General features: G+C 78.7%; 1 protein-coding gene. It reads left to right on the forward strand.

What is annotated here, in order from left to right:
- Nucleotides 1-178: 178 nt before the first annotated feature.
- Complete coding sequence (locus tag ACFCX4_RS36030) at nucleotides 179-2065, forward strand: helix-hairpin-helix domain-containing protein (protein ID WP_376151665.1); 1887 nt, start codon at nucleotides 179-181, stop codon at nucleotides 2063-2065.
- Nucleotides 2066-2128: the final 63 nt, after the last annotated feature.

Genomic DNA, 2128 nt, shown 5'->3' on the forward strand with positions numbered 1-2128 from the left:
ACTTTCACACCCCTAATACTCAATCCGATTTTGTTATTTGTCTGGGGGGCTGGTTTTTTTTTATATTAGCCTGGCGGGGCCCCCGGCCGGGGCGGCCGGGGCACCCTCGGCGGACGGAGCGTCGGCACCGGCCGCACCCGGACCGGCCGCTCCGGCGGCCGGGACGGACGAGCAGCGGGTGCTCGCGCTGAAGGCCACCGCCGAGGTGCTCACCGCGGGCGGCGCCCCGGCCGAACTGGCCGTCGCCGCCGTGTCCGTGTTCGGCGACGGCGCGGCCGAACAGCTCCGCGAGGACCCGTGGGCCGTGCTCACCCTGTCCGGCGTCCGCCCCGAGCACGCGGACGGCTTCGCCCGGGGCCTGCTCGGACCGGCCGCCGGCCCCGGCGACGAGCGGCGCACCCGCGCGCTCGTCGGCTGGCTGCTGGAGCAGGCGGCGCTGCGCGGCCACTCCGCCCTGGAGATCGGCGAGGTGACCGCCGGGCTGGACCGGCTCGGTGTGCCGGACTCCGCCGCGGCCGTCCAGGCCGCCGTGCTCGACGGCCGCGCGATGCCGTTCCAGGAGGAGCTCACCGGCGCCGAGGCGCACGCGGCGGGCGGGGACGAGGAGGACGAGCCGCCGACCCGCACCCTGCTCGCGCTGGAGCGGCTGGCGCTGGCCGAGGAGAGCCTGGCCGACGGGCTGGTCCGGCTGATGTCCACCTTCGTCCCCGGGGAGGACCCGGAGGACCAGGCGGACCGGGAGGACACGGACGCCATGCCGGAGGCCCCGGAGGCCGTGGAGGAGCCCGCCGCCGAGGACGCCGGCCCCGACGACGCCGTGGCCGGGGACAGCACCGGGGAGGCCGCCGACGAGGCGCCCGCCGTCGCGCCCGGACCGGCCGCCTGGGAGTCCGCCGCCGCGGCGGCCCCGTCCTCCTCGGCCGCGGCCCTGGTCCGGGCCATCGCCGGGAGTGCTCTCGTGCTGCACACCGGCGGCGAGGCCGCCCGGACCGAGCCCGCCGCCCTGCTGGCCGCCGCCACCGGCCTCGGCCTGCGCGCCTGGGCCGCCACCTGGACCGACCACGGCCGGGACGCCTTCGCCGCGCTCGCCCCCCTGGCCGGCTCCCCCGCGCCCGTCGCCACCCTGGCCGAGCTGCTCGCCGGTGCGGCCGGCCCCGGCCGGTCCTCCGACGGCACGCTCGCGCTCGACCTGCTGATCGTCCTGGACGCCCCGCTGCTGGACGTCGAACTTGCGGCCACCCTGCTGGAGTCCCTCGCGGACGGCAGCCGGCTGGTCCTCAGCGGGGACCCGGGCCAGCTCTGGTCGGCCGGTCCCGGCCGCTTCTTCGCCGACCTGCTCGCCGCCAGGGTCTGCCCGGCCGTCGCCTCCCGCACCCCGGACTTCGGCCCGATCGGCGAGCTGGTCTCCGGCGTCGGCATCGGCGAGCTCCAGCCGGTGGAGGCGCCCGACAAGGAGGTGGTCATCCTGACCGCCAAGAACGCGGCGGAGGCCGTCCACCGAGCCGTCCAGCTGCTCACCGACTCCATCCCGCGCGCCCTCGGCATCCCGGCCGAGCAGGTCGTCCTGCTCACCCCCGGCCACGGCGGCGGGGGCGGCACCCGCGCGCTGAACGCCGCCGCGAAGGCCCGGCTCAACCCGGGCCCGGGCCGGTTCGGCGGCTTCGACCCGGGCGACCGGGTCGCCGACTCCCCGGCGCCCGGCCACACCCGGCTGGCCCGGGTGCTCGACGGCGACGCCGCCGGGCTGCACCTGGAGTACCCGGACGGCTCCCGGCGCACGGTGCCGCCCGCCGAGGCGGGAAAGCTGCGGCACGGCTGGGCGCTGACCGTCCACCAGGCCGTCGGCCGCCGCTGGCCCGGCACCGTCGTGGTCCTGCCGGACGACGCGGCGGCGGCGCTCACCAGGCAGTGGGTGTACACGGCGTTCGGCCGCGGCGAGCGCCACCTGTCGGTGGTGCACGCCGCCGGCCCGGCGCTCCCGCAGGCCGTCGCCGAGCGGCCCGCCGCGCCCCGCACCACCCGGCTGCGCGCGATCCTCGCGGAGAACGCGGCCCAGGCGTACTGACGTCCGCGGGCGGCGCCGCAGGCGACGCGCCCGGAACGGCGGAGGGCCCCCGCAGCCGTGCGG

Source organism: Kitasatospora sp. NPDC056327 (assembly GCF_042261735.1).
Lineage (GTDB): Bacteria > Actinomycetota > Actinomycetes > Streptomycetales > Streptomycetaceae > Kitasatospora.